Genomic DNA, 26,620 nt, shown 5'->3' on the forward strand with positions numbered 1-26,620 from the left:
CCCCTTGTTTCAAATGAAAGGCGCGGGTGACGACACCGTCACCCGCGCCTTTTGTGTGTCTGCCGTCAGCCCTCAGGCCGCGCGGTCGTGCGCGGCGGACGCGTCCACGGCGGGCTTGGAGTGCGGTCCCTGCGCGCGGGGCTGCTTCTTGCGGAAGGACAGCTTCTCCATCGCCGCGAACACCACCGGCACCACCAGCAGCGTGAGGAAGGTGGAGGTGATGACGCCGCCGATGACGGAGATGGCCATGGGGGCGCGGAACTCGGAGCCGATGCCCGTGCCCACGGCGGTGGGCACCATGCCAATGGCCATGGCCGCGCTCGTCATGAGGATGGGGCGCAGGCGGCGGGGGCCGGCCTTGAGCAGGGCCTCGTCCACGGAGTCACCCTCGCGCAGGTGCTGGAGCGCGCCGTCGATGAGGAGGATGGCGTTCTTCGTCACCAGGCCCATCAGCAGGATGACGCCAATCATCGCGCCCATGCTGACGTGGTAGTTCGTGACGACGAGCCCCAGCAGCGCGCCCACGAGCGCCAGCGGCAGCGACACCATGATGGTGAAGGGGTGCTTGAAGGACTCGAACTGGCTGGCGAGCACCATGTAGATGAAGACGAAGGCCAGGCCGAACGCGATGCCGAACGCGTCGTTCTGCTCATCCAGGCTCTTCATCTGGCCGTCGTAGACGATGGCGTAGCCGGGCGGCAGCGGCTTTTCCGCGATGGCGGCCTTGAGCTTCGTGGCCACGTCACCCAGCGCGGCGCCCTTGGCCAACTGGGACACGACGGCCACCTGGCGCTCGCGGTTCTCGTGCTCGATGACGCTGGGGCCGTCCTTGAGCGACACCTCCGCCACGTCCGTCACCTGGTGCAGGCCCTTGGGCGTGGAGATCATCAACTGGCGCACGCGCTCCGGCGTGGCGCGGTCCTCCTCGCGCAGGCGCACGCGGATGTCCGTCTCGTCCGTGCCCTCGCGCAGCTTGGCCGTCACGTCACCGTCGATGGCCAGCCGCAACTGCGAGGCGAGCGCCCCGGCGGACAGGTCCATGTCCGCGGCGCGCGCGCGGTCGATTTGGATCTGGAGCTCCGGCTTGGCCGGGTTGGAGTCCACGCGCACGTCGGAGGTGCCCAGCGTGCGCAGGATGCTGGCCACGCGCTCGGCCTCCTCGTTGACGCGCTTCAGGTCCGGGCCCACCACGCGCACCATGATGGGGAACCAGTCGCCCAGGCCTTCGATGGACGGCGGGTCCGACAGGGTGATGGCGGTGGAGACCAGGTTGGGCACCAGCAGCGCGCGGGCCTCGTCCTTGAGCACGGCGATGCTCTTGGTGCGCTGGTCCTTGCCCACGGTGAGCACGCGCAGGCGCGCCTTGTAGACGTCTCCGTTGGGACCGACCGTCGTGTAGATGTCCGTGACTTCGGGGATCTTCTTGAGCAGCACCTCCGCCTCCGCGGCGCGCTCCGTCGTTTGGGCCAGGTTGGAGGAGTCCGGCAGTTGCAGCTCGACGATGAGCTGCGAGCGGTCCTCCGCGCTCATGAACTCCACGCCCAGGCGGCTGGCGGCGCCGAAGGACAGGAACAGCGCCAGCACGGTGAGGCCGGCGGTGGTCCACTTGTGGCGCAGCACCCAGCCCAGGATGCGGGCGTAGGTGGACTCCGTGGCCTCCAGGAAGCGGCGCAGCGCGCGGAAGACGGCGGGCTCGTTGCGCTGCGCGCCCGGCGTGTGCGCCTTGGCGAAGCGCGCGGACAGCATGGGGTCCAGCGTGAAGGAGATGAACAGCGAGATGAGCACCGCCACGGAGATGGTGATGCCGAACTGCTTGAAGAACTGACCCACGATGCCGGGCATGAAGGCCACGGGGATGAACACCGCCACCAGGGCCAGCGTCGTCGCGAGCACCGCCAGGCCCACGTCCCTGGTGCCGTTGTACGCGGCGCTCATGGGGTCCTCGCCCTGCTCCAGCCGGTGGGTGATGGCCTCACGCACCACCACCGCGTCGTCGATGAGCAGACCGATGGCCAACGACAGCGACAGGAGCGTCATCTGGTTGAGCGAGTAGCCCAGCACGTACATCACGAAGAACGTGCCGATGACGGACGTGGGCAGCGCGAGCGCGGAGATGAACGTGCCGCGCGGGTCCAACAGGAACATCAGGATGATGAGGACCGCCATCAGGCCGCCGAAGATGAGGGCGATCCACACCTCGTGGGTGTTGGCGCGGATGAGGTCCGACTGGTCGATGAGCAGCGTGGCCTGGAAGCCCTGCCCCACCACCGGCGTCATGTCCGCGAGCGTCTTCTTCACCGCGTCGCTGACGCTCACGGTGTTGGAGCCCGGCTGCTTCACGATTTCGAGCACCACGGCGTCGCGGGCGTTGAGGCGCGCGGTGGTGCGGCGCTCGGCGACGCCGTCCGTGACGGTGGCGACCTCCTCCAGGCGCACCTGCGCGCCGGTGCCGCTGCGCGCGATGGGCAGCTTCTTCAGCTCCTCCACGGTGCGGAACTCGCCCATGGCGCGCACCGTCAGCTCGTTGGGCCCCAACTGCAGACGGCCCGCGGGCAGGTTGAGGTTCTCCATGGCGATGCGCTGGGACACCTGCGACGGCGCGATGCCCACCGCGCGGGCCTTGTCCAGGTCGATGTCGACTTGAATCTCGCGCGTGTCGCCGCCGGTGATGCGCACCTCCGCCACGCCGGCCAACTGCGCGAGCGCGGGCTTGATGCGGTCATCCAGCAGCTTGCGCAGCGCCTGGGACTTCATGTCCGCGGAGATGGCGTAGGTGAGGATGGGCGCGGCGGACAGGTCCACGCGGCTGACGATGGGCGCGTCCGCGTCCGTGGGCAGCTTGTTGACGGCCTGGCCCACCTTGTCGCGCACGTCCTGCACGGCGGTGTCCAGCGCGGTGCCGAGCGTGAAGGACACCACCACGGTGCCCACGTTCTCACGGCTGAAGGAGTGGATTTTATCCACGCCGCTGATGCCGGCGACCGCGTCCTCCAGGGGCTTGATGACCTGGGTCTCGATTTCGCCCGGGCCCGCGCCCTTGTAGAGGGTGTTGACCACCACCACGGGGAAGCTGACGTCCGGGTAGAGGTCGGTGCCCAGGCGCTTGAGGCCCATCACGCCCAGCACGATGAGCAGCAGGGACACCATGGCCGTGAACACCGGCCGTCGGATGGAAACGTCACTGAGAATCATGGGAAGAGCTCACGCACGCCGCGGCCGCCCTCAAGGACGGCTTCGGCGAAAAGGGGCGGCTTGCGGCTACTTCACGGAGACGCGGGTGCCGGGGGTCAGGGTGGGCGTGGGGTAGTCCACCACCTGCTGGAGGACGGCCGCGGCGCGCACCACCACCTCGCGGTCGCGGCGCTCCAGCACCTGCACGTCCACGCGCTGGAGGGTGCCGTCGCTGACGACGAGGACGTGGTCCCCGTTGGAGGAGGACAGCGCCGTCGTGGGCAGAAGCTGCGCGTCCTGCGTCTCGCCCAGCTTCAGCATGGCGCGCGCCAGGGTGTGGGCCACGAAGCGGCCGTCCGCGTTGGGCACGGCGATCTCCACCGGGATGCGGCGGGTGGTGGGGTCCGCGGAGGGCAGGATGGTGCGCACCACGGCCTCGTCGGTGGACGCGCCGTTGCCCAGCGCCGCCACGCGCACCTTCGTGCCGGGCTTGAGCAGCGCGCGCGCGCCCTCCGCCACGGTGGTGCGGAAGACGAGCGTGTCCAACTGCTCCAGCGTGAAGAGGGGCGCGCCCGGCCCCACCGTGGCGCCCGTCTGGTCCGGGGACTCAATCAGCGTGCCCGCGAAGGGCGCCTTCAGGTCGTGCCGGCGGCGCGCCGCGCGGGCCTGCGCGAGCTGCGCCTTCGCGGCCATCACCTGCGCCTGGGCCTGCGCGGCGGCGGCCACGGCGCTCTTGTGCTGCTGGTCGCTGACGCCACCGCCGGTGCTGAGCTTCTCCGTGCGCTCGGCGGCGTCCTTCGCGATGGAGGCGCCGGCCTCCGCGGCGGCGACGGCGGCCTCCGCGCCGGCCACCTGCGCGTCCACGATTTCGGAGTTGAGCTGGGCGAGCGTGTCGCCCTTCTTCACGGCCTGGCCCTTGTGGGCGCGCACCGCCTCCAGCCGGCCGCCCACCTCGAAGCCGACCTGGAGGCCCTGGGCGGGGTACAGCGTGCCCGTCACCTCCTCCGACTGCGAGGCCTGCACGCCGCGCGCGGAGACGACCTTCACGGCCGGCGCGGGCTTGTCCTGGCCGGGGGCCGCGGCGGCGGCGGGCGGCGCGGACGCGGCCGCCTTGTCGCATCCGGAGAGCGCGAGCGCGGCGGCCATCCCCAGGGCGGTGAGGGCGCGGGAGGCGGAGGGCTTCGTGGACGGTTTCACGGGCGTTTCCTTGGCGGGCGGTGCGGGTGGGCCGCGCGGGCGTGGCGCCGGCGCGTGGAAGGAGGCGAAGAGGGACGCGCGAGGGCCGCGTGCGTCGCGGGCACGGCCTCGCGGGGCAGCGAGCCTTCGTGCATGAGACGTTGCAGGCCCACGGCCCAGGTGGCCAGGTCCGGCTTCTCTGTCAGCCGCCCCATGCGCCGGGCCAGCAGCAGGTAGGTGCCCACGATGAAGGAGCCGAAGAGGCTGGGGTCCACGTCCGGGGTGTCCGGGTGCTGGCCGCGCAGGTGGTGGAACTCCCCGGCGATGCGCTCCACCTCGCGGTCCACCACGTCCCACATGACGGACTCGAAGGCGGTGCCCTGGCTGCCCACCATGAGCGCCGTGACGAGCTCGCGCTGCTCCCACATGAGCTCCAGCATCTCCACGTCCAGCGCGGCCTCCATGCGCAGGAAGTCGCGGTAGCGCTCCGAGCGCGCGGCCACGTCCCCGGGCCCCGGCAGGCCGCCGTGGTCGGCGCGGAAGCGCTCCATGCAGGACAGGCGCTTCGTGGCCAGCCGCTCCAGCGCCGCCAGGAAGCCCTCCACCAGCGCCGCGAAGAGGGCCTCCTTCGAGCGGAAGTGCAGGTAGAAGGCGCCCTTGGACAGGCCGCTGGCGGCGGTGATGTCGCTGATGCGCGCGCCCTTCACGCCCCGCCGGGCGAACTCCGCCCGCGCGGACGCGACGAGCGCGCTGCGGGCTTTGGGGTCGGCGGGGCGGGGCATGGCGGACGCATTCCTAACCCGCCGGTCAGGAATAGAACAGTCGTTGCTGAACGCCGGGTCAGGAATCCGAGGGGCGTGTCGGCGGAGGGCGCAGGAGGGCGGAGCAGAGCGGACACGCGGGCGGTGCGTGGGGGGCGTCCCGGCGGTGCAGGTCCAGGATGGCGCGGGAGACCTCCGCCAGCTCGCGGCGCACCTCGCGGCGGGCGCCCTTCACGCGCTCGATGCGCATGTGGTCGTAGCCGGTGGTCTGGTGGCGCATCCAGGCGATGACGGCGGCCTCCGCGCGCCTTTCAATGGGGATGCGCTCCGTGCGGGCGACGGTGCCGCTGCCCACGGGCGTGGCGTGGCCGGCGACCATCACGGCCAGGCGCTTGGCGTGGGGGAGCCACGCGGGGCTGAAGGCGAGGAAGCGCAAAACGGCGTTGGCGAAGTCGACCTCGTACTCGGCCTGCTCCTTCGCGCGGCGCTCGCGGCCCTGGGCCAGCTTCTTCGCGTAGGCGGGGGTGGCGCGCTCGTCCTCCAGGGCGGCCCGGGCGTGGAGGATGTGGGCCTCCGGCGCCCACACGCCGCGGGAGAAGAGCTTGCGGCCCACCTTCTCCACCACGGTCCAGGAGGGGCCGGCGGCCTTCACGCGGCGGGTGAGGCCGGCGTCGCCGGGGGGGAGGAGGGCCCAGCCGTCAGGGACGGTGAGCAGGCGGCCGTCCTGGGCTTTCACTCGGCGGGGGTCGGCCGTGGGGCCGACCGTCAGGGAATCAGGCATGGGGGCGGGTCCGAAAGGGCCGGCTGCATAGCACGCCCCCTCGCACCCTGGTAAATGCCCCGGGAACGCACGCGCGCGCAGGCAGACTCCGCGCGTGCGAGGAGGCCACTCTCGACGTGGGAAGCGCTGGCATGTCCCTACTGAGGCTCACCTTCCTCGGCACCTCCGCCGCGCAGCCCACGCTGCATCGCGGCCTCTCCGGCCTGGCGGTGAAGGCGCACGCGGACCTGCTGCTGTTCGACTGTGGCGAGGGCACCCAGCGGCAGATGGTGCGCTTTGGCACGGGCTTCACCGTGGACGCGGCGTTCTTCACGCACTTCCACGCCGACCACTACCTGGGAATCATCGGCTTCCTGCGCACGCTGGGGATGATGGGCCGCACCGCGCCCATGCACCTGTACGGGCCTCCCCCGGCGCGGCGGCTGTTGCACCAGGCCGTGCACCTGGGGCTGGAGTCGCTGGCCTTCCCGGTCGAAATCCACGAGCTGAAGGACGGGGACACGGTGCGCCGCAATGGCTACACCGTGCAGGCGGTGGGCGTGGACCACCGCATCCACGCGCTGGGCTACGTGCTGGTGGAGGACGGGCGTCCGGGGCGGTTCCACCTGGAGAAGGCGCGGGAGCTGGGCGTGCCGGAGGGGCCCTCCTTCGGCAAGCTGCAGAAGGGCGAGTCCGTCACGCTGACGGACGGGCGGGTGGTGAGGCCGGAGGACGTGCTGGGCGAGTCGCGGCCCGGGCGCAGGCTGGTGATTTCCGGCGACACGCGGCCCTGCCCGGCGCTGGTGCAGGCGGCGAAGGACGCGGACCTGCTGGTGCACGAGTCCACCTTCTCCGACGACGAGCAGTCGCGCGCGCTGGAGACGCGGCACTCCACCGCGCGGGAGGCGGCCCAGGTGGCGCGGGAGGCGGGGGCCAGGCGGCTCATCCTCACCCACCTGTCCAGCCGCCACGACACCGACCCCGGGCGGCTGCTCACGCAGGCGCGTGAGGCGTTCAAGGGGCCGGTGGAGGTGGCTCACGACGGCCTCACCGTGGAGCTGCCGCTGCGCGACTGACGTCCGGGGTCGCGCGAGCGGCGGGCCCTGCCACGGCGCGGCGGGCTAATCGACCTTCGTCGCCTCGGCCTTGAGGGCGGCGGCGGCGTCGGGGTCCACCTTCTGGAGCAGCTCCCACTCCAGCTCGGAGTCGCGCCGCATCTGGGAGTTGCCGGCGCCGACCGCGCTCTCACCCATGTCCTTGCCGCGGCCACCGGTGTCGTCCGCGGCGCGGGACTCGGAGCGGTCCTGGCGGCGGAACTCCACGGCGCACTGGCCGGGCCCGCGCTCGAAGCCGCGCACCAGGTAGCGGGCGTAGGAGGTGCCCAGCGAGGAGGGCGCGCTGGTCATCAGCCACTCCGTCGTGGTCTCGAAGCCGGTCTGCGCGTTGGTGACGGAGAAGCCCTTCTCCTTGAGCAGGGCCAGGGCCTCCGGCCACACCTCCGCGATGGGCTTGCGGTAGACGTGCCCCATGGCCTTGTCCTCCAGGTACGCCTGCTGACGGCGCGCGGCGCAGCCGCTGAAGGCGAGGGCGAGGACGGACACCACCAGCAGCGCCGAGGCGCGGGACGATTTCGAGGGATTCATTGCTCCGGACTCCATGAGAAGGAAGACGGTTGCGGAATGTCGCCCGGGGCGGGCCTGGAAGCCAGGTCCAGGCCCTTCCGGGAGAGGGTCACCTCCAAGAGGCAACCTTCATTTGGCTTAGAGCCCGGCCGGTTTCCGGTGATGCGTCCGGCGCCGCACATCCGTGCGCACGAGGCTCTCCGGGGGGCCGGCGGCGGGGCCATGCTGGCGGGCGGACATGATTCCCATCAGCGACGACAACCCGACCCTGCGCACCCCGGTGATGACGTACCTCCTGCTCGCGGCCCTGGGGCTGACCTGGGTGTTCTTCCAGGGCGCGGGCCTGGACGTGGTGCGGCTCGCCACCAGCATCTGCGAGCTGGGCATGGTGCCCGGGGAGCTCACCGGCCGCGCGCCGCTGGGGCAGGCGGTGCCGCTGGGGGACGGGCTCGCGTGCGTGGTGGACAGCGCGTCCATCAACCGCCTCACGCCGCTCACGTCCATGTTCCTGCACGGCGGCTGGGGGCACCTCCTGGGCAACGTGCTGTTCTTCTGGGTCTTCGGGAACAACATCGAGGACAGCATGGGGCGCCTGCGCTTCCTCGTCTTCTACCTGGTGTGCGGGCTGGTGGCGGCGGCGGCGCACGTGGCGGTGGATCCCACGTCGCCGGTGCCCACGGTGGGCGCGTCCGGCGCCATCGCGGGCGTGCTGGGCGCGTACCTGGTGCTCTACCCGCGCGTGCGCGTGAACATGCTGTTCATCATCTTCATCCTCATCCGCGTCATCCCCGTCCCCGCGTGGGCCGTGCTGGTGTGGTGGTTCGTGCTCCAGGTCATCACCGGCCTGCCGCAGTTGATGACGCTGCGGCCGGAGGTGTCCGGCGGCGTCGCCGTGTGGGCGCACATCGGCGGGTTCGTGGCGGGCATGGTGCTGATCAAGCTCTTCGAGAACCCCCGCTACACGTCGCAGCGCACGACGTGGCGGCACCGGATGCACCCGAACCACCCCTGAGGCGAGCGGGCGGACAGGCCCCCGCCGGCCTGGGATGCGGATGCGGCGGGGCACCCCGAGATTGGAGGATGGTGTTCTTCGCGCCGCGAGGAGGCGGGCATGGGAGCGGACAAGACGTTGGGAGGACTCTGCGTGGACACGCCGCGGCGCAAGCGGGTGTTCATCCTGGGGGGCGGCTTCGCCGGCATGTACGCGGCGCTGCACCTGGAGCGGCAGTTGGGGAAGCGGGACGACGTGGAGGTGACGCTCGTCAGCCGAGACAACTTCTTCCTCTTCACGCCCATGCTCCACGAGGTGGCGGCGAGCGACCTGAACGCGACCGCCATCGTCATCTCGCTGCGCAAGCTGCTGCCGCGCCTGACGTTCGTGGAGGGTGACGTCAGCGGGCTGGACCTGGAGTCGAAGCGGGTCACGGTGGCGCACGGCGGGCTGGACGGCCACAGCCACACGCTGGAATACGACTACGTGGTGCTGGCCATGGGCTCGGAGACGAACTTCTTCGGCAAGCCGGGCCCGCGCGACTACAGCCTGACCATGAAGACGCTGGGCGACGCGATGCTGCTGCGCAACTGCCTCATCGACCGGCTGGAGGAGGCGGACGCGGACTGCGTGACGACGGGGCAGCGCAACGCCATCGTCACCTTCGTGGTGGTGGGCGGCGGCTTCGGCGGCGTGGAGACGGCGGGCGCCATCAACGACTTCATCCACGGCGCCCTGCCCTTCTATCCCAACATCCAGCACGCCAACGTGCGCGTGATGCTGGTGCACGGCGGCCAGGAGGTGCTGCCGGAGCTGGGCGAGGACCTGGGCGCGTACGCGCGCCAGAAGCTCATCGAGCACGGCGTGGAGGTGCGCACCGGCGTCCACGTGAAGGACGTGACGGAGGCGGGCGTGGAGCTGCCGGACGGCACGGTGGTGCCCACCAAGACGGTGGTGTGGACCGCGGGCGTCACGCCGCCGTCCCTGCTGTCCACGCTGCCGTGCGAGAAGGAGCGCGGGCGGCTCAAGGTGAACGAGCGCATGGAGGTGCCCGGCTTCCCGGGCGTGTGGGCGCTGGGCGACTGCGCGTCGGTGCCGGACGTCACCAACGGAGGCAAGCCCTGTCCGCCCACCGCGCAGCACGCGCTCCGCCAGGGCGTGGCGGTGGCGCGCAACGTGCGCGCGGCGCTGAACGGTCAGCCGGGGACGCCGTTCCGCTACAAGATGCTGGGGCAGTTGGCCACGATTGGCCGGCGCTCGGGCGTGGCGCGCATCCTGGGGCTGAAGTTCTCCGGCACCTTCGCGTGGGTGCTGTGGCGCACCATCTACCTGTTCAAGCTGCCGAAGCTGGAGACGAAGGTGCGCGTGGCCCTGGGCTGGACGCTGGACCTGTTCTTCCACAAGGACGTGGTGCAGGTCATCGGCCCGCGGGAGTTGGATCAGCTCACGCTGCCGGCCCTGCCGCTCAACAGCCGCCAGCAGGTGCGCCAGGTGCAGGCGCTCCAGTCGCACACACAGCACTGAGTACCGTCTGGCTCTCAAGGGCGTGGGACGCGGCTTCGACTGATGGAAAGAGCCCCACGGCCTGAGCGATCGCGATGGTAGCGTGCCCATCCGGGAGGTCACGCACCATTGCTCCAACCTTTGAGATTGGCTCTTCCCTTGTCGCTCATGCTCGCGTGGGGAACTGCCGCGCAGGCCCAGCCGGCCGCGAGACCGCGCGTCGAGCGCAAGCGCTCCGTGACCATCGCCCGCATGCCCGCGGAGCCGCTGCCCGTCGTCCGCGTTGCGCAGGACACACTGACGCTGCTGTTCTTTCCCTCGCCAATCCAGAAGAAGACCCTGACCTTCGATGAGTCCCGGATCCGCGTCCTGGATGCCGGCGAGCGCTCCGTCATCATCCAGCCCGTGGCCAACCTTGGCGACGGCGAGCGACAGGAGATCGGCGTTTTCTTCGACGATGGCCGAGCACCCGCCCGGGCCGCCTTCAGGCTCGTCACCGACCCGGCTGAAGTGGACTCGCGGATTGACGTCCAGCGTCCGGCGCCATCGAACGAGACCTGCCAACCCACCGCTCAAGCCCCGACGCCGAAGCCGGAAGACTTCGTGCTGCTCGGCTACCTGGACGACAAGGGCATCTCAACGTCCAGCAGAAAGGGCTCACTGGAGACGATGCAGGGACTTTCCTTTGAGTCGCTCGTGGCCTTTCGAGGCACGAACTGGATTCTGGCGGACGTAAGAATCATGAATAGCCTTGAGCAGCCCGCATGGACACCCCGAGAGGCGACGTTCGTGGGGAGGAGCGGTACGCCCCTGCTAGCGCGGCTCGTCGCGAAGCAGCCGGGACCGATTCCCCCTGGGAGGACCAAGCGCTTCCTGGCGGCCATGGAAGTGACAGCCAAGAACGCGGACCTTGTCTTCACCCTGGAGGTGCTCGGGGATGAGGGACGTCGACTCACGATTCCGGGCGTGCGCTTTCCGCTGCCCGCCGCGGGGGATGCCAGATGAACGCGGCGATGCTCAAGCTGCCTCCGGGTTCGCTCATTGATGGATGGCAGGTGGCCAAGGCACTCGGCGATGGCGGCTTCGCGTTCGTCTTCCTGGGCGAAAAGAGCGGCAGGCAATGCGCCATCAAGGTGGCCCAGCACCGGGAGTCCAGCGGCGACCTCAAGCAGACCCATGCCCGGACGCTGCGGGAGTTGACGGCGCTGCTCATGCTGGACCATCCGAACATCGTCCGGCCGCAAGGGCATGGCTTCGCGGAGAGTGGGAACGTCTACCTCGCGCTCGACTACGTGGAGGGCTGGACGCTCGCGGAGTGGGCGGAACGCAAGCACCCGACGGTTCGCGAAATCCTCGGCGTCTTCGAGAAGCTCGCCGGTGCGCTGTCGTACATGCACGGCCGGGGCATCCTGCATCGGGACCTGAAGCTGTCCAACGTGCTCATCCGAAAGAGCGACGGCGAGCCCGTCATCATCGATTTCAGTTGCGCGACCTACACCCTCGCCGAAGACCTGACGGATGGGGGTTTGCCCCCTGGCACGGACCGCTACCGCGCACCCGAGCAGTTCAAGTTCCTGCGCGAGCACAAGGATGAGCGCAGGGCCCGCTACGCCTTCCAGGTCGCCGACGAAATCTTCGCGGTCGGCGTCATGCTCCATGAACTGCTGACGGACCCGCGACCAACGGAGTTTCGTCCGCGCTTCGACTTGAACAACGCGGCCATGCCGCCGCCTGCGCCCCACAGGGTGAATGCGCGGGTTCCAGAGGAACTGAGCGGCCTCGTCGAGGACATCCTGGCCCGAGCCCCCAAGAGGCGTCCGGTCGACACCGAGGCGCTGCGCCGTGAGTTCGCCGAACTCCGAACCGCTCCTTCCGCCGAATTCGACGTGCCGGGTCATCCGCCATCGGAACAGCGCCACGGCGGGCCGGCCACGGAGGCGCTGGCGACGCCCTCCATCCCCCACTCGCTCCAGCGGCACGTCGCCCGGGTTGAGCGCAACCGAGGCCAGGGCCGATGGCGTGCGCTCCTCGCCGGCATCGCCGCGATAGTCCTCGCCGCGCTCGTCTGGCGTTTCGCCGGGGCCCCTGCCGAACCGCGCATCGCCGCGGGCCCGCGCCCTCCCGTCACGCCCCATTCCACACCGCCCGAAACGACCCCTCCTGCTATGTCCATCCCCAGTCCCTCACCCGTGACAGCCCCGGGGCCGTCAATCGCCGTTGCTCCGAAGGAAGGATCCGCCTTGAAGACCCGCGCCCCCGAAGTCTCGCCCCAAGGACGCCCCCCCCGCATGCCGAAGAAGGCCATCGCCGCCATTGAGTGCGCGTCGTTGTCGCTCGTCGCGGCGCTGGCTGCGGGTTGTCCGGGAGCTCAAATCCGGCCCGAGTCCTTCACCTGCCCGGATGGGGCGATAGAGGCGATGGAGAAGCAGCTCCACTGGGCGTGGAACGACACCTTCCTCCTCCAACTCGACGATCGCCAGAAGGGGGACGCGAATGTCTGGTTCACCGCTGGCTCGGAAGTGGTGGGAGTGATTCCGGAATACTCCAACGACCCCGAGGCGGAAGCGGTCGCTCCTCCTGGAACACGCTTCTACGGCAAGGCGTACTACCTCTCCGACAAGATGGGACGTGCGGATGGGCCAGCGCTCGTCGTGCGGTATGACCGCGTGAGGCTCCCGGGACAGGCCGATTATCCGATCTGCTTCGTCGTTGAGGGGGGAGTCGCTGAGTTCAAGGATGGCAAGGTGAAGGCGCGCAATCGAGGACTGGGGCACGTCGTGGACCGCTGGCCCTGAGCGGGTCGAGGTGACGCGGCTGGGAGGTGCTCGACTCCCGCCGCTTCCTCGCAAGGACCTCCAGTTCAGCCCCGCTGTCAGGCGAGCGGCGGCAGGTGGTGCAGCAGCCGCTCCAGGTCCGGCTGGAGCTCGTCCGGGGTTGCGGTGGCCAGTTCCTCGTGGGCGTGCGTGCCCCAGGTGACGGCGTACGTCTTGAGGCCCGCGGCCTGGCCCGCGCGCAGGTCCAGCGTGGTGTCGCCCACCATCCACAGGCCGCCGGTGCCCAGCGCCTCCAGGGCGTGGTGGATGACGTCCGGCGCGGGCTTGTGCGGGAAGCCGTCCGTGCCCTGCACGTGGTGCAGCAGGCCGCCCAGCCCCATCGCGTCCACGAAGCGCCGCGCCATGTCGCCGCGCTTGGTGGTGGCGACGGCGAGCAGGTAGCCCCGCTCGCGCAGCGTGCGCAGCACGCGCTCCACGCCGGGGAAGGGCCGCGAGCGCCGGTGGAAGTGGAGCGGGTAGTGCTCGCGGTAGGCCACGCAGAGCGCGGCGGCGTGCTCCGGAGCGAAGCGCGCGTACATGGCCTCCAGCGGCTGGCCGATGAGCGCGCGCACCTCCGCGACGGAGGGCGCGGGCAGGCCGTGGTGCGTGAAGCCGTGGAGGAAGCTGTCGATGATGTCCGGCAGCGAATCCACCAGCGTGCCGTCCAGGTCGAAGCAGATGCCGCGAGGGGTCACAGTGCTCACGCGCCGTTCCATACGCCCTTTCGCGCGGAGCGTGCACGGATTGTGCGTCGCGGCGGGGCCCGGTCCACGCCCGCCGTGCAGGCATCCCGGACTGGCCGTCTCGCGGGGCGTGCGTCAGAGTGCCGCGCGCGATGTCCCGGGACCTTCCTGCCCGGGCGAACGGTCATGGCGGGTGCGCGGATGATGCGAGGACGTCTCGGTTGGATGCTGGGGGCGCTGGTCCTGTGTGCGGGCGCGGGCTGTTCGCGGCGCGTGCCGGAGGGAGCGCCCGCGGAGCAGGCGGTCGCCCACGCGCCCACGGTGTACGTGGCCCAGCGCATCCGCACGCTGGACGCCGCGAAGCCGGAGGCCCAGGCGCTCGCCGTGCGGGACGGCAAGGTGCTGGCCGTGGGCACGCGCGAGGAGGTGCTCGCCGCCGCGGGCGCCACCGCGCGCGTGGTGGAGCTGGGCGACGCGACGGTCGTGCCCGGCCTCACGGACGCGCACGGGCACCTGGCGGGCCTGGGCCAGGCGCTCGCGGGCGTGCGGCTGGAGGGCACCACGTCCCTGGCGGAGGTGCGCCAGCGGCTGGAGAAGGCCCCGGCCACCGCGTACCAGGGCGACTGGCTGGTGGGTCAGGGATGGGACCAGAACGACTGGGACACGCCGCGCTTCCCCACCGTCGCGGACATGGGCGAGCCCCTGAAGGACACGCCCGTGGTGCTGTGGCGCATCGACGGGCACGCGCTGTGGCTCAACGGCGCGGCGCTCCAGCGCGCGAACATCACCCGCGACACGAAGGACCCGGAGGGCGGCAGCATCCTGCGGCTGCCGGGGGGCGACCCGAGCGGCGTGCTCATCGACAACGCCATGGACCTGGCGCTGAAGGCGCTGCCGCAGCCCACGAAGGAGCAGCACGAGGCGCGCATGCGCGCGGCGCTGGAGCACTGCGCGCGCGTGGGCCTCACCGGCGTGCACGACGCGGGCATGGACCTGCGGACGTTCCGCCTGTTCCAGGCCTGGGACCAGGCGGGCACCCTGCCCCTGCGCGTCTACGCCATGGCGGATGGCCAGACGGACGACCGCGTGCAGTACCTGAAGGACGGCCCCTTCCAGGGCAAGCTCCTGACGATGCGCGCGGTGAAGCTCACCCTGGACGGCGCGCTGGGCAGCCGGGGCGCGGCGCTGGGCGCGGCCTACAGCGACGAGCCCGGCCACCGCGGCCTGCTGCTGCTCTCACCGGAGGAGTACGCGTCGCGCGTGCACGCCTTCGTGGGCCGGGGCTTCCAGGTGGCCACGCATGCGATTGGCGACCGCGCCAACACGCTGCTCCTGGACACGCTGTCGCGCGAGCTGGCGGCCACGGGGACGAAGGACGCGCGCCCCCGCGTGGAGCACGCGCAGATCATGACGGCCGAGGACATCCAGCGGCTGGGCGCCAACGGCTTCGTGGCGAGCGTGCAGCCCACGCACGCCACCAGCGACATGCCCTGGGCGGAGAAGCGCGTGGGCGCGGAGCGCATCCGGAACGCCTACGCGTGGCAGAAGCTGAAGGCCGCGGGCGCCGTGCTGGCGCTGGGCAGCGACTTCCCGGTGGAGCGGCCGGACGTGCTCGCGGGGCTGTACGCGGCGCGCACGCGGCAGGACGCCAGCGGCCAGCCCCCGGGCGGGTGGCACCCCGACCAGCGCCTGAGCGGTGAGGAGGCGCTGGAGGGCTTCACGGCCGGCGCGGCCTATGCGTCCTTCGCGGAAGGGCAGCGTGGGCGGCTGAAGCCGGGCATGGACGCGGACTTCGTGGCCCTGTCGGTGGACCCGGTGGGCGCGCCCCCGGCGGACCTGCTCACCGGGCAGGTCCGGCTGACGGTGGTCGCGGGCCGCGAGGTGTTCCGCGCGGACGCGAAGTAGCTACAGGTCCGCTTCGTAGGAGAGCGACTCGATGCGCTGGTTGACCTCCGCCTGCAGGCGGATGCGCTCCTGCTCGAGTCGCTCCAGCTCCCGGCCGATGCTCTCCAGCCGGTCCTCCTGCGCGTTGAGCTTGGTGACGAAGCGCTCCACCAGCTCGCGCTGGGACGCGCCGCTCTTGAGCGAGTCGATGTTGGAGCGGATCCGCTCCTGGTCCTTGAAGAGCTGGGCGCGCTCCTCGGTGAGGCGCTGCACGTCGCGGATGACCTGCGCCAGCTTCTCGCGCAGGGCCACCACGTCACGCAGGGCCTGGGCGACGCGCGGGTCGATGTAGCGCGAGTCGAGGAAGAACGTCACCTCCTCCAGCCCCAGGTTGCCCAGGTAGTACTGACGGTGGCCCTTGGTGCGCTCGGTGACGACGAGCGTGTCGGAGGTGCCCGGGGCCAGCTCGCGCTTGAAGCGCCAGAAGCCGTCCGTGGTCTCCGCGGGGGCGACCGTGTCCTTCAACTCCCAGCCGGTGCGCGGGTGCTCCACGAAGAGCACCTGGGGGCGCTTCGCCTTGTTGCGCGCGAGAATCTTCGTGCGGCGCAGGTGGAAGAACTCCACCACCAGGGTGCCCCGGTTGAGCCGCGCGCGGAACACGGGGCCGTCCTCCGGGTCCTCCTCCACGGACACGGCGCAGGACAGCTCCACGGCGTAGGGGACGAAGCGCGTGTCGTCGGGCTTGAGGGTGTCGAGCATCGCCTCGCCCACGTAGGTCTCGTCCTCGGTGATGGTGACGGGGCCGCCCTCCAGCGTGAGGCCGGTGGTGTTCTTGAACTCGATGCAGGCCATCGGGTTCTTCTCGCGCGTGGCGCGGTTGTAGAGCAGCACGCGGCGGCCCTCGAAGGGGCGGTGCAGGATGGGGACGAGCGCGCTCTGGTTGCGGTGCACGGTGACGGGGCGGTCCACGGCGTACTCGAAGAGGTCGCCCACCTCCTTGGTCAGCGTCGTCACGGCGGTGCTCTGCTCCAGCGTCTCGCGCATGCCGCCGCGTCCGGTGCCGCCAATCATGGGGCCGCCCCTGGCGCGCATGCGGGGCGCCGGCGCGGGCGCGGCCATGGCGGGCATGACGTTGGATGCCATGTCCGCGGAGGAGCCGAAGGACCCGTCCACGGACTCCATCAGGGGCTCGGCGGAGCGCTCGTAGGCCTCCTCCGGGATGACGGGCGCGACGCCGGTCTCCGAGCGGACCTCCACGACGGGGCGGCGCAGGTAGCGGGGGTTGTAGAGGTCGTGGACGAAGGACACGGGCAGGCCGGCGATGAGGGACAGCTCCACGTCCACCCAGTCCTCGTCACCGGTGTTGTCCACCAGGGCCCAGCCCTGGAGAAGGGGCGGCTGGCCCTCGTCCAGGAGGATGCGGTAGCTGGTCTTCCACACGGGGGACTCCAGCACGTAGCTGACGAACAGCTCGCGCGAGCCCTCTCCGGCGGTGAGGATGGACAGCCGCTTGGAGTCCTTCTTGTACGAGGACATGACGGTGGCCAGGTAGAACTCCAGGTCCTTGCGCACGGCCTCGTCGAGGAACTCGAGCTCGCCCAGCTCCAGCACGTCGAAGGTGCGCAGCGACGCGCCGACGAGCAGCGTGAGGAAGGGGCGCACGACGCTGGCCTCCCCCTGCACGACGGGCAGCGACTCCAGGCCGACGATGGCGCCTTCCACCTGCGCGCCGCCGACGCGGGCGCGGACGCGAGCGCCCTTCACCTGGCCGAGCAGCGCGGTGAGGCTGCCGTGTTCGGGGATGCGGATGGTGGCTTCGGAGAGGAGCTGTTCCAGGGGCTTGGTGGAGTCGTAGCTCACGGCGGACACGGAGCCGCCGTTCAGGTCCAGCACGGTCATGGACTTGAGCACGTCGTTCATGTCGCGCGCCTTGAAGTCCAGGTGCGCGGTCTCGCTGCCGGTCACCTTGCCCCGGCGCTCGAAGTAGCCGACGCCGTGCTTGTAGAGGACGACACGGCGGATGGACAGGGGCGAAGGCATGCGCGGGGCTCCAGGGGCGGTGTGGCTGCGGGCCATGGTCTAGCAGCGCCGGGGGACAGGGTTCCACTCCGGGTGGGGGTGGCGACGCTGGCATGCTGCACGGAGCGTCATTTCCGGGGGATGCATGCGCGGACGGTGCTGGCTGCTCGTAGGGCTGCTGTGGAGCTGTGCGTCGACGTCCTCCGTTCCGGCGTTCTCGCCGGAGGTTGTCTGGGCGGAGGCGGAGACTGGAGGTGAATGCGCGGACGGGGACGAGGACCAGTGCCTCGCGCCCTGGTGCGTGGACGGGACCTGCGCGCTGTTCCGCTGTGAGGACCTGGAGCCGGGCCGCGTGGTGCGCACGCGGGCAGCGCTCGCGCCGCCGGTGTTCGTGGCGCCGGGCAGCGGGCCACAGCGGACCTGGGGCAGCGCCCAGGGGCTCCCGGGCGATGCGATGCCCGTCATGGTGTTCCGCTGGTATCCGCGCGAGAAGCTGCCCAGCGAGGTGAAGCGGCAGAAGGCGCTGGAGGAGTGGGCGAAGCGGCCGAAGGAGCGGCACCACATCTTCCCGCAGGCGTTCAAGCAACACTTCGACGGCAAGCAGATCAACATCCACCAGTATGTGCTCGCCATTGATGCGGACCTGCACAGGAGCATCCATCGCGGAAAAGATGGAGGCCCGTGGAACCAGGACTGGTTGCGCTACATCCGGGCGAATGGCATCAGCGCGCCCGCGTCAGCGCACTTCGAACAGGCCTCCTTGTTGATTCAGAAGTACGGTCTCTTTGGCTTGAGCATGACCTACTGGCAACAGGTGGATCTCCTTCCACTCCCTGTGGAGGACTGACGGGTGCGCTACTTCGAATTGACCGAGCCCGAAGACCTCGACGCCTTCCACTGGAGTGGTTCCTACCGCGCCGAGCACCAATGGTGCCTGCCGAGCGTCCTCTGCGAGCGCTGTGAGACCTGGGGAGTCATGACGGCGTACCCGTCAGTGGACCTGTCCACCCTGCCCGAAAAGGATGAACTGAAGAGCATCTGGCCGCAGACGCGTGAGGAGTATGAGCGACGCAAGGCCCTGGTCCTCCCCTTCGTTCCCCCGGAGATTCAGCTTGAGCCGGGATGCAGGTTGGGACCGCTCGTGGGAACGGCGATGGGCCGGTTCGGCCCTGTCACCGCGATGCCTTCGTGGCAGGTCCTCGTGCGTGAGGACGCGCTCGCGGCGCTTCAGGATGCGGGGCTGAAAGGCATCATCCCGGTCCGGGCGGAGCTGCGGAACCGCCGCACGAAGGAGCTGCCCCAGTACGAACTGGAAGCGCGCCCCCTGGTGAAGCTGCATCCCGCGTGCATCCAGGACCGGGACCGGGTGCCCACCTGCGACCTCTGCGGACGCCATGGCTTCTCGCTCCCACCGGAGCGCTGGCTGCTCGGTGAATCCATCCCCACGGAGCTCGACCTCTTCGGCGTGGAAGACACCACCCGCATCGTCGTCTCCGAGCGCTTCGTCGACACCGTGAACCGGCTGGGCCCCAGTGACGTCGTCTACCGGGAGATCTCCGCGGAGTAGCCTCCGTGGCCTTGAGGCCCCGAGCTGTCGACCAGCGCACGTTGACGCCGCGCATGCGGACACCCTCGCAGCGGCTCCACGCGGGGCTCCGTGTATCTACCGGCCCCATGCGACGCCCCCTCCTCCGCGCTCCCCTCCTGCTGTGCTCCGCGCTCCTCCTGAGCACCGGCTGCGAGAGCATGAAGCCCCGTGCCGTCTCCCCCTCCGACGGCACCCCCACCGCCACCGAGCAGCCCGACGCCTCCGCCCCGGCCGAGGCCTCCATGCTGGACGCGGGGACTCCCGACATGGACACCGCCGCCACGCCCTCGCCGTGGCAGCGCGCCCGCGTGGGCGACCGCGTGGAGTACGCCTTCTCCGCCCACCGGGGCCGCCCCGGCGCGGACACCGGCGTGGGCGTGGCGGGCCATGTCGTGCTGGAGGTCGTCGCCCTCCAGGCGCCGTGGGCGTGGCTCACCGTCACCTTCACGGATGATCAGGGCAGGCCCCTGGCCCACCCCCGCCTCTCCCAGCCCCGCGTGCTGCCCATGCGCCTGGAGGAGACGCAGCCCTGGAAGGAAGAACACCGCGGCCAGCGCTCCGCCGAACAGACCACCGCCGCCGGGCGCACCTGGGAGGCCCGCCGCTTCCTGGACGACCGCCGCCCCAGCGACGGTCCCCTCCAGAACCGCCTCTACGCCAATGAGCCCGGCCCCCTGTACCTCACCCACGGCCTGCTCGACGCCAGCACCACGCTCTCCGGGTTCGGCGCCAGCGGCAGCCAGCAGCTCACGCTCGTGTCCTTCCGCCAGGGCTCCGACGCCGGGGGCGCCGTGCCCGTGCTCGACCGGCCCTGGGGCCCGGGCACCTGGTACGACGTGCGCCAGGACCTGTCCGGCACCTCCTCCGTGCGCCGCGTCTGCCTGGGCGCCGAGCGCGGCTTCGTCCTGCGCAAGGAGCTGACCGGCCCCACCGGCGACGCCCCCTGCTCGGACTTCCACGACGCGGAAGCCCAGCCCCTGGAGGAGGCCCTGCTCGCCGCCGTCAGCGAGGCCGTCAGCCAGCCGCAGCAGTGGCCCCCCGTCACCGCCGGCACCGCGCCGCCGCGCCGGGAGACGTTCACCGTCGCCCAGCACCCCGTCCCCGCCTTCGTCCTGGAAGCGCCCGCGGGCGAGGGCGCCGAGCGCCGCGTGCAGGTCACCACCTACGCCGCCGACCCCTGGGGCGCCGCGCTCAACGGGCTCGCGGAGGAGGCCCGCTTCCTCCCGCTCGCCGACGCCGTCTACCGCGCCCCGCCGAAGGGCAAGCGCGTGCCCGAGGACGGCACCGCGCTCGCCGGCTGGGGCAAGTGGGTCATCGACGGAGGCCGGTAGCGCGCCTCAGTCACACGTGCGGCGCTCCGGCTTGTCCTCGCGGCACTGCGCCGGGGACGGGAGCGCCGCGCGCGCCTCGTCCGACACCTCCACCCACTGGCGCGCGCACTCGTTCGCCGCCAGCGTGCCCTGGATGTCGAACAGGGACAGCACCTCCTTGCAGCGCTTCTGCATGGACTCCACGCCCGCCACGAAGAGCGGCTGCATCACCTCCGGCGTGAACGAGTAGCCGCTCGCCGAGGCCAGCCCCGTCTCCGGCTTGAACATCCACGCGCTGCGCCAACTGCTCGCCACCTGGTCGAAGCGCGCCGAGCCCATCCACACCGCCTGCCCCGCCCCCGGCCCCGCCAGGCGCGGATGGAAGCCCATGCCCTTGCGGCGGCAGAAGTCCTCCGTCGCGCCGCGCAGCGTGCAGACGTTGTACTCGCCCATCCGGCGCGTCACCGCGAGCAGCTCCGCCTGCTGCACCTCCGCCACGCGCGGCTGCGCCACGAACAGGTCAATCGTGCGCATCAGCACGCTCATCGCGTTCTTCGGATCCATCGCCGGTGACGGGTGCATCCCCCCCGTCGAAATCACCAGCACGCGCTCCGCCCCGCGCTGCACCGCCTGGAGCAGCGGCAGCCCGGAGCGCACGCCGCCGTCGTAGTACGTCCCCGTGCGGTCCCCCGCCGCGGACGGCAGCATGCCCGCCGGGTTCGACAGCACCGGCTCCGCGATGGACGCCACGATGGCGTGCGCCATCCCGCCCTTGCGCAGCTTGTCCGACGCGCCCGGCTTGAAGTCCGCCGGGTCCTGGTCGCTCACGCTGAACACGTCGCCCGTCTGGAAGTCCACCGACACCGACACCAGCTCCGTGCCGTTGTGCAGCATCTCCGGCTGGATGAACTGCTCCAGCTTCGAATAGATGCCGTCGAACTTCACCAGGCCCCGCGTGTCGTCCGCCAGGTTCCACAGCCACGTGGAGTTCACGCAGTACAGGTCCGACTCCACCGTGCACGTGTAGTTGCCCAGCAGGAGCCGCCGCGCGTTCGCCTCCTGGCCCGGCGTGTGGAACAGGTCCACCAGCGTGCTGATGAGCGCGCCCGTGCTCGTGCCCGCCGCCAGGTCGATTCGCGCGTCCCCGCACCCCTCCGGCGCGGGCTTGCCCCGGCACTGCTCCAGGATGCCCAGGAGCCGCCACATGGCCCCCGCGCTGAACGCGCCGTTGGCCCCGCCGCCGCTCAGCACCACCGCGTTGCTGGGCCGCTGCAGGTCCCGGCGCCACGAGCGCGCCCGCACGTACGCCGCCGCGGACGCCGCGCCCCGCTGGATGCCCTGCGCGAGCACCTCGCGCGTCAGCGGCACCTCCAGCGACTGCTGCACGGCCGCGATGGACGGCCCGATCCCCATCGCGTTCGACAGGAAGCGCTCCGCGTCCACCTCCTCGTCCGCCGACGCCGCCGCGGAGAAGGACTGCGCCGGCAGCGGCACGCCCCACACGGACGCCTTCACCGTCCGGTCGACGTAGCCCGTGCGCGCGTCGTTCTCATAGCAGGACGCCGAGTTGTTGCCCGCGTGCTCGACCAGGCACGCCGCCATGTCCAGCACGGCCTCCGGGGACGCGCCCAGCGCCTCCATCCACGCGCCCGCTCGCGCGGGGTCCACGTAGGAGTCCGTCAACTGCGCGCGCGTCAGCCCCGCCACGCGCTCCACCGCCGCCACCCGGGCCGGCGGGGGCTCCGCCTTCGAGGTGTCCGGGGCGTTGAGCGTGTCCAGCAGGACGTCCGTGCGCATGAAGCTGCAACCGCTCGCCGTGGCGGCGAGGAACATCAGCAGGGGCTTGAGGTGACGGCGCATGGAGGACACCTCCGTGACGAGGAATGAAGCGGACCGCCTTCCTCCTTAGCTGAAGCCCCCGACGCCCGGCCATCGCCCGAAACGTCCGGCATCCGCAATCTCGCAAAGCCCCCCTCGCGACGCGACGCGGTGCGGTTAGCATGCGCCCCCCGTCCCGGAGGGTATCCCCTGCATGGTTGAGTATGACCCGCATCGCTGGTGGAGCTACTTCCACTACCTGCGCGGTTCGATGGTGAAGGAGATCGTCGGCCGAGTCTTGCTGTGCGTCGTCTGGGCCGCGGCCGTGGTGGGCTTCCACGTGAACGTGCGCAACGTGGGCGTGCCCCCCACGGTGCACACGCTGGCGGGCATCTCGCTGAGCCTCCTGCTCGTGTTCCGCACCAACGCCTCCTATGACCGCTTCTGGGAGGGCCGCAAGCTGTGGGGCGGCATCGTCAACGAGACGCGCAACCTGGTCCGCGCCTCGGAGCCCTTCCTGGGCCGCACGGCGCTCTACACCGCGCTCATCCGCTGGACGGCCGCGTTCCCCTTCGCCACCGCCGCGTGGCTGCGCGGCCAGCAGCGGCATGTGGGGCCCCACACGGACACCCTGCCCTCCGGGGAGGTGACGGAGGTGCTCAAGGCCCAGCACGTGCCGCTCGGCGTGGCCCGCCGGATGACCGCCGTGCTGGACGAGGGCCGCCGCCAGGGGCTCTATCCCGAGTACGTCCAGATGCAGTTGGACCAGAACGTCCAACTGCTCATCGACTACCTGGGAGGTTGTGAGCGCATCCACCGCACACCCATGCCGTTCGCGTACATGGTGCACCTGCGCCGCGCGCTCATCCTCTACTGCTTCACCCTGCCCTTCGCCCTGGTGGACACGTTTGGCTGGGTGACAGTCCTGGCCACGTTCGTCGTCGCGTATGTCTTCTTTGGCATCGAGGAGATCGGCGTCGAGATTGAAGACCCCTTCGGCACGGACGACAACGACCTGCCGCTCGACACCATCTGCCAGAACATCCAGAACAACCTGCTGGCGCTGCTGCCAGCCCCCGCCGCGAGCGCCCGCGACGACTCCGCCGCCTGAGCTCGCGACAGGGACCGGGTGGAGGGCTACTCCGCGACGGAGACCTTCACCTCGATGTTGCCGCGCGTGGCGTTGGAGTACGGGCACACCTGGTGGGCCGCCTCCATGAGCTGCTGCGCCTCCTCGCGGGGGACGCCGGGGAGGATGCCCTGCAGCTCCACCGCCAGGCCGAAGCCGCCCTCGGGCGTCTTGCCGATGGTGACGGTGGCCTTCACGCCGGCCTTCTCATCCAGCTTCTTGCCGGCCTTGCCCGCCACCAGGCGCAGCGCGCTCTCGAAGCAGGAGGAGAAGCCCGCGGCGAAGAGCTGCTCGGGGTTGGTGGCCGTCTCCTTGCCGGAGCCGCCCAACTGCTTCGGCATGGCCAGCTCCAGGCCGTTCAGCGGGCTGTGCTCCACGAGCAGCTTGCCGTTGCGGCCGCCGTGCGTGATGGCGGTGGTGGAGTAGAGGGGGGAGATCTGGACAGGGGCCATGGTGTTGCTCCTTCGTGAGTGGATACGGCGTGTGTCTCAAGCGCTGCGTGAGGAAACCTTCTCGAACAGCCGCTGGATGTCCCGGCGCAGCCGCGCCAGCTCCTCCAGCGTCAAACCGGTGCGGCAGACGATGGCCTCCGGGATGGACGCGGCCTTGCGGCGCAGGCCCCTTCCCTGCGCGGTGAGCGACACCGTCACCGACCGCGCGTCTTCCTTGGAGCGCTCGCGGCGCACGAAGCCCTGCGTCTCCAGCCGCTTGAGCAGCGGCGTGAGCGTCCCCGAGTCCAGGTACAGCTTCTCCCCCAGCTCCTTCACCGACACCCCGTCCGTCTCCCAGAGCACCAGCATCACCAGGTACTGCGGATAGGTGAGCCCCAGCTTCGCCAGGAGCGGCGTGTAGGCCTGCACCATCGCGCGCGACGCCGCGTAGAGCGGGAAGCACAACTGCAGGTCCAGCCGGAGGAGGTCATCCGTCGACATGAGGAATATGTAGTGCGCAATTCAATTGTGCGCAACTGAATCAGCGGTGCGCGAGGGGAAGCGTCGTCAGGTGTAGGGTGTTTCCCCCGTCGGGCAGGGCCGTGGTACAGCCGCCACCCCCGGAGTGCCCGGGAACTGTCGAGGACGAAGGATGCTGAGGACGGTCACCGCCACGCGCTACGTGACGCCCTTGCGCGAGGGGGGCTCGCTGCCCGCCATCGTGGAGGCGAACGACGCGGGGCTCTATGTCGTGAAGTTCCGTGGGGCGGGCCAGGGGGCCAAGGCGCTCATCGCGGAGTTGCTCGCGGGGGAGCTGGCGCGGGTGCTGGGCCTGCGCGTCCCGGAGCTGGTGTTCGTGGAGCTGGACGTGTCGCTGGGGCGCAACGAGCCGGACAGCGAGATCCGGGAGCTGCTCAAGTCGAGCGCGGGGTTGAACCTGGCGCTGGACTACCTGCCGCGCTCGGTGACGTTCGACCCGCTGGCGGTGCCGGTGCCGGAGGCGCAGGTGGCGTCCGCCATCGTCGCGTTCGACGCGTTCGTGACGAACGTGGACCGCACGCCGAAGAACCCGAACCTCCTGGTGTGGCACCGCAACCTCTGGCTCATCGACCATGGGGCGGCGCTGTACTTCCACCACTCGTGGGACGGGTGGGAGGAGCGCAGCCAGACGCGCTTCGCGCCCATCAAGGACCACGTGCTGCTGCCGTGGGCGCACGGGCTGGCGGAGGCTCGGGATCTGCTCCAGGCGCGGGTGACGCGGGAGGTGGTGGAGCGCATCGTGGGGTCCATCCCGGAGGCGTGGCTGGGCCAGGAGCCCGCGTTCGCGTCCACGGCGGAGCACCGCGCGGCGTACGTCACGTGGCTGATGCGCCGGCTGGAAGCGGCGCCGGCGTTCATCGAGGAGGCGACGCGTGCCCACGCCCAGCTCGTTTGACTACGCCATCATCCGGCTGGTGCCTCGCGTGGAGCGCGAGGAGTTCATCAACGTGGGCGTGGTCCTCTTCTGCGTGCAGCACCGCTACCTGGGCGCGCGCGTGGAGCTGGACGTGGCGCGGCTGAAGGCGCTGTCGCCGGACGCGGACGTGGAGCTGCTCGCGGGCCACCTGGAGAGCTTCCGCCGCGTGTGCGTGGGCGGGAAGGACGCGGGGCCCATTGGACGGCTGCCGCAGAAGGAGCGCTGGCACTGGCTGGTGGCCCCGCGGAGCACGATGCTCCAGACGGGCCCGGTGCACGCGGGCCTGTGTGACGACCCGGAGCGCGCGCTGGAGCACCTGCTGGACACGATGGTGCGGGTGAAGCCCGCCGGGTGAGCAGGCGGGCGGGCGGGGGCTTCGTCCGCCTGTCAGCGCATCGCGGATGGCGCGAGCGCATCCCATGGTGAAGAGGGCGGGGAGGCCTGGACGTTCGTCCCAGGGCTTCCCACTTTCACCGCGAGGCATGGGGAGGTAGCGACCGGACCATGGAGCCGTCAGCGCTGCGCATCGTCACGTACAACGTCCGCTACTTCGGCCACATGCTGAGGGGGCTCGCGAGCACCGTGGGCCCCAAGCGCCGGGTGGCCGCCGCATTGGCCACCCTGGACCCGCTGCCGGACATCGTCTGCCTCCAGGAGGTGGAGACCTCCTCGCTGCGCAGCAACATCGTGCACCGGCCCACCCGCCCGGGTGAGACGCAGTTGGAGGCCTTCATGACGCGCGTGGAGGAGACGTTCGCCCTCCAGGGGAGGGACATGCCCTACGAGGCGTTCTACTTCCGCGCGCACCACTACAAGGTGGGGGAGCTGTCGCTGTACACGACGGGGCTGGCGATGCTCGTCAACACGCGCACGCTCCAGGTGGACCGGCACAACGTGGCGGCGCCGGAGCACATCACGCACCACCACGTGCAGGGCCTGAAGGAGCGCAAGCAGAGCCGCATCTGCGCGCACATGCGCGTCTTCCGCCGCTCGGACCAGCGCGCGTTCCACGTCTTCAACACGCACCTGAGCCTGCCCACGCCGTTCGCCCGCGAGTTCTGGGCCACGCGCGACAAGATGGGCTGCGGCGTCAACCAGATCCACGAGGCGAAGAAGCTCGCGGGCTTCATCGGGCTGCACGCGAAGGAGGAGCCGTTCGTGGTGTGCGGGGACTTCAACTCGCCGCCGTCGTCGCCGGTGTTCCGCTACCTCACGGGGGACGCGCACCTGACGTGCGCGCAGGCGGCGGTGGGGCAGATCAACCCGGCCCTGTCCCGCGCCTTCCCCACCGCGGGCTTCATGCACATGCGCATGCACCTGGACCACCTGTTCTCCGGGGGAGGCGTGAGCTGGCTGGACACGGAGGAGACGCGGCCCTTCGGAGACCTGACCAGCCGCTTCCACGGCCTGTCCGACCACGTGCCGCTCATCGCGCGCTTCCGGCTGGAGGCTCCGGCGCCCACGCTGCTGACCTGAGCAGCGGGCCGCCGCGTCCCCGCCGGGCG

Annotated in this window: 23 protein-coding genes; 13 read left to right on the plus strand and 10 right to left on the minus strand. The window is 70.8% G+C overall.

The window, feature by feature from the left end:
• Window positions 1-72 precede the first annotated feature (72 nt).
• From K8556_RS07900 to K8556_RS07915, 4 genes are all read right to left on the minus strand, one after another.
• Window positions 73-3,192, minus strand: a complete 3,120-nt coding sequence (locus K8556_RS07900) for an efflux RND transporter permease subunit (RefSeq protein ID WP_223739412.1) — start codon at window positions 3,190-3,192, stop codon at window positions 73-75.
• A gap of 66 nt (window positions 3,193-3,258) precedes the next feature.
• Entirely contained in the window at window positions 3,259-4,368 is a 1,110-nt protein-coding gene (locus K8556_RS07905; protein ID WP_223739413.1) for an efflux RND transporter periplasmic adaptor subunit, read from the minus strand.
• Window positions 4,365-5,129, minus strand: coding sequence for a TetR/AcrR family transcriptional regulator (locus tag K8556_RS07910; RefSeq protein ID WP_223739414.1), 765 nt, complete (start codon window positions 5,127-5,129; stop codon window positions 4,365-4,367). The genes K8556_RS07905 and K8556_RS07910 overlap by 4 nt, the downstream gene beginning before the upstream one ends.
• A 58-nt stretch (window positions 5,130-5,187) precedes the next feature.
• Window positions 5,188-5,889 carry a DUF2293 domain-containing protein gene (locus tag K8556_RS07915; protein ID WP_223739415.1) on the minus strand — a complete coding sequence of 234 codons (702 nt, stop codon included), beginning with the start codon at window positions 5,887-5,889 and terminating at the stop codon, window positions 5,188-5,190.
• 131 nt (window positions 5,890-6,020) lie between these two features.
• Between K8556_RS07915 and rnz the strand changes: the two genes are divergently transcribed.
• Window positions 6,021-6,944, plus strand: a complete 924-nt coding sequence (gene rnz / locus K8556_RS07920; RefSeq protein WP_223739416.1) for a ribonuclease Z — start codon at window positions 6,021-6,023, stop codon at window positions 6,942-6,944.
• Window positions 6,945-6,989: 45 nt separating this feature from the next.
• Here the strand turns inward: rnz and K8556_RS07925 are convergent, their stop codons facing one another.
• Complete coding sequence (locus K8556_RS07925) at window positions 6,990-7,511, minus strand: hypothetical protein (protein WP_223739417.1); 522 nt, start codon at window positions 7,509-7,511, stop codon at window positions 6,990-6,992.
• A 217-nt stretch (window positions 7,512-7,728) separates the two neighbouring features.
• On the opposite strand from K8556_RS07925, the gene K8556_RS07930 reads away from it, so the two are divergent.
• The 4 genes from K8556_RS07930 to K8556_RS07945 all read left to right on the plus strand — a co-directional run bounded on the left by K8556_RS07930 (window position 7,729) and on the right by K8556_RS07945 (window position 12,779).
• Window positions 7,729-8,502, plus strand: coding sequence for a rhomboid family intramembrane serine protease (locus K8556_RS07930; protein WP_223739418.1), 774 nt, complete (start codon window positions 7,729-7,731; stop codon window positions 8,500-8,502).
• 99 nt (window positions 8,503-8,601) lie between these two features.
• Window positions 8,602-10,005 carry an NAD(P)/FAD-dependent oxidoreductase gene (locus K8556_RS07935; protein ID WP_223739419.1) on the plus strand — a complete coding sequence of 468 codons (1,404 nt, stop codon included), beginning with the start codon at window positions 8,602-8,604 and terminating at the stop codon, window positions 10,003-10,005.
• 108 nt (window positions 10,006-10,113) lie between these two features.
• Complete coding sequence (locus K8556_RS07940) at window positions 10,114-10,989, plus strand: DUF2381 family protein (protein WP_223739420.1); 876 nt, start codon at window positions 10,114-10,116, stop codon at window positions 10,987-10,989.
• Window positions 10,986-12,779 (plus strand): serine/threonine-protein kinase, encoded by a 1,794-nt coding sequence (locus K8556_RS07945; RefSeq protein ID WP_223739421.1) that lies wholly within the window; start codon window positions 10,986-10,988, stop codon window positions 12,777-12,779. Before K8556_RS07940 ends, K8556_RS07945 begins: the two co-directional genes overlap by 4 nt.
• A gap of 77 nt (window positions 12,780-12,856) precedes the next feature.
• Here the strand turns inward: K8556_RS07945 and K8556_RS07950 are convergent, their stop codons facing one another.
• Window positions 12,857-13,513 (minus strand): HAD family hydrolase, encoded by a 657-nt coding sequence (locus K8556_RS07950; protein ID WP_255651466.1) that lies wholly within the window; start codon window positions 13,511-13,513, stop codon window positions 12,857-12,859.
• A 168-nt stretch (window positions 13,514-13,681) separates the two neighbouring features.
• Here K8556_RS07950 and K8556_RS07955 point away from each other — a divergent pair, with 168 nt between their 5' ends.
• A complete protein-coding gene (locus tag K8556_RS07955; RefSeq protein WP_370639896.1) occupies window positions 13,682-15,385 on the plus strand; it encodes an amidohydrolase in 1,704 nt (567 codons plus the stop codon).
• On the opposite strand, the gene K8556_RS07960 is transcribed toward K8556_RS07955, so the two are convergent.
• Complete coding sequence (locus tag K8556_RS07960) at window positions 15,386-17,404, minus strand: hypothetical protein (RefSeq protein ID WP_223739423.1); 2,019 nt, start codon at window positions 17,402-17,404, stop codon at window positions 15,386-15,388.
• Window positions 17,405-17,528: 124 nt separating this feature from the next.
• Here K8556_RS07960 and K8556_RS07965 point away from each other — a divergent pair, with 124 nt between their 5' ends.
• The 3 genes from K8556_RS07965 (at window position 17,529) to K8556_RS07975 (ending at window position 20,302) form a co-directional block, all read left to right on the plus strand.
• A complete protein-coding gene (locus tag K8556_RS07965) occupies window positions 17,529-18,230 on the plus strand; it encodes a TIGR02269 family lipoprotein (protein WP_223739424.1) in 702 nt (233 codons plus the stop codon).
• A gap of 3 nt (window positions 18,231-18,233) precedes the next feature.
• Window positions 18,234-18,950: a double-CXXCG motif protein gene (locus tag K8556_RS07970; RefSeq protein WP_223739425.1), complete on the plus strand. Its 717-nt coding sequence runs from the start codon at window positions 18,234-18,236 to the stop codon at window positions 18,948-18,950.
• Between the two features lie 107 nt (window positions 18,951-19,057).
• Window positions 19,058-20,302, plus strand: a complete 1,245-nt coding sequence (locus tag K8556_RS07975; RefSeq protein WP_223739426.1) for a DUF6068 family protein — start codon at window positions 19,058-19,060, stop codon at window positions 20,300-20,302.
• Between the two features lie 6 nt (window positions 20,303-20,308).
• On the opposite strand, the gene K8556_RS07980 is transcribed toward K8556_RS07975, so the two are convergent.
• The gene (locus K8556_RS07980) at window positions 20,309-22,141 is read right to left on the minus strand and encodes a patatin-like phospholipase family protein (protein WP_223739427.1); all 1,833 of its coding nucleotides are present in this window, start codon (window positions 22,139-22,141) and stop codon (window positions 20,309-20,311) included.
• A gap of 172 nt (window positions 22,142-22,313) precedes the next feature.
• Between K8556_RS07980 and K8556_RS07985 the strand changes: the two genes are divergently transcribed.
• Complete coding sequence (locus K8556_RS07985) at window positions 22,314-23,210, plus strand: bestrophin family protein (protein WP_223739428.1); 897 nt, start codon at window positions 22,314-22,316, stop codon at window positions 23,208-23,210.
• Between the two features lie 26 nt (window positions 23,211-23,236).
• Here the strand turns inward: K8556_RS07985 and K8556_RS07990 are convergent, their stop codons facing one another.
• The gene (locus K8556_RS07990) at window positions 23,237-23,680 is read right to left on the minus strand and encodes an organic hydroperoxide resistance protein (protein WP_223739429.1); all 444 of its coding nucleotides are present in this window, start codon (window positions 23,678-23,680) and stop codon (window positions 23,237-23,239) included.
• A 36-nt stretch (window positions 23,681-23,716) separates the two neighbouring features.
• The gene (locus K8556_RS07995) at window positions 23,717-24,160 is read right to left on the minus strand and encodes a MarR family winged helix-turn-helix transcriptional regulator (protein ID WP_223739430.1); all 444 of its coding nucleotides are present in this window, start codon (window positions 24,158-24,160) and stop codon (window positions 23,717-23,719) included.
• Window positions 24,161-24,311: 151 nt separating this feature from the next.
• On the opposite strand from K8556_RS07995, the gene K8556_RS08000 reads away from it, so the two are divergent.
• The 3 genes from K8556_RS08000 to K8556_RS08010 all read left to right on the plus strand — a co-directional run bounded on the left by K8556_RS08000 (window position 24,312) and on the right by K8556_RS08010 (window position 26,591).
• Window positions 24,312-25,094 carry a HipA family kinase gene (locus K8556_RS08000; RefSeq protein WP_223739431.1) on the plus strand — a complete coding sequence of 261 codons (783 nt, stop codon included), beginning with the start codon at window positions 24,312-24,314 and terminating at the stop codon, window positions 25,092-25,094.
• Window positions 25,072-25,470, plus strand: a complete 399-nt coding sequence (locus K8556_RS08005) for a DUF3037 domain-containing protein (protein ID WP_223739432.1) — start codon at window positions 25,072-25,074, stop codon at window positions 25,468-25,470. Before K8556_RS08000 ends, K8556_RS08005 begins: the two co-directional genes overlap by 23 nt.
• A 149-nt stretch (window positions 25,471-25,619) precedes the next feature.
• The gene (locus K8556_RS08010) at window positions 25,620-26,591 is read left to right on the plus strand and encodes an endonuclease/exonuclease/phosphatase family protein (RefSeq protein WP_223739433.1); all 972 of its coding nucleotides are present in this window, start codon (window positions 25,620-25,622) and stop codon (window positions 26,589-26,591) included.
• Window positions 26,592-26,620: the final 29 nt, after the last annotated feature.

The sequence above is a fragment of the Corallococcus sp. AS-1-12 genome, from assembly GCF_020036995.1.
GTDB lineage: Bacteria > Myxococcota > Myxococcia > Myxococcales > Myxococcaceae > Corallococcus.